This is a genomic window from Nocardioides sp. YIM 152588, from assembly GCF_040191335.1.
In the GTDB taxonomy this organism is placed as follows: Bacteria; Actinomycetota; Actinomycetes; order Propionibacteriales; family Nocardioidaceae; genus Nocardioides.
Genome location: NZ_JBEGDJ010000117.1, coordinates 1 through 923, shown reverse-complemented (window position 1 = coordinate 923; position 923 = coordinate 1). Strand labels below are relative to the sequence as shown.

General features: G+C 67.7%; 1 protein-coding gene. It reads left to right on the top strand.

What is annotated here, in order from left to right; genetic code table 11:
- On the top strand, positions 1-647 hold a 647-nt coding region (locus ABLM29_RS22285; protein WP_349716843.1), incomplete at its 5' end, for a flagellin.
- Positions 648-923 lie beyond the last annotated feature (276 nt).

The following is a 923-nucleotide window of genomic DNA, read 5'->3' as shown; positions in this document are numbered from 1 at the left end:
AGGTCGCCGTCCGCAACGCCCAGGACGGCATCTCGGTCGCCCAGACCGCGGAAGGCGCCCTCACCGAGGTCCACTCCATGCTCCAGCGCATGAACGACCTCGCCGTGCAGTTCAGCAACGGCACCGTCGGCGACGGAGCCTGGGCCGGCGACGGCTCGGACACCGAGGCCGAGGTGGCGCTGAAGGCGGAGTTCGACGCGCTCACCACCGAGATCGGTCGGATCCGGACCAACACCAAGTTCAACGGCAACACGCTCTTCGGCGGGGCCGCGATGACCTTCCAGGTCGGCTACGCCAACTCGGACACCATCGCGATCTCGGCCACCGCGCTCGCGAACTTCGCCACGGGCACGGACATGGCGGCGATCGACATCGCGGACAGCGACTCGATCCAGGCCGCGATCACCGAGATCTCGACCCAGCGGGGCGAGCTGGGTGCGATCCAGAACCGGTTCGAGCACACCGTGAACAGCGTCAACGTGGCCATCGAGAACCTCTCCGCCTCGGAGTCGCGCATCCGCGACACCGACATGGCCCAGGAGATGATGAACCTGACCAAGAACCAGATCCTGTCCCAGGCCGGCACCGCGATGCTGGCCCAGGCCAACTCCGCCTCCCAGGGCGTCCTCCAGCTCCTCCAGGGCTGAGCACCACCCACCCGAGGCACATCTGATCCACCGAGCGCCGGTGGGACCCACGAGGTCCCGCCGGCGCTCGGCCTTTTCGGCGCCGAAGCCTCAGCCGGCCCGCGCCCCGGACGATCGGGAAGGGCGACGGGTGTCCAGGGAGGGACGCCCGACCCCACCAGACCGTGAATCCAGGAGGGAACCATGGGTCTTCGCATCAGCCAGAACATCGAGGCGATCAACGCCTACCGCAACCTGTCGACCACGCAGAGCAACCTGTCGAAGTCGATGGAGAAG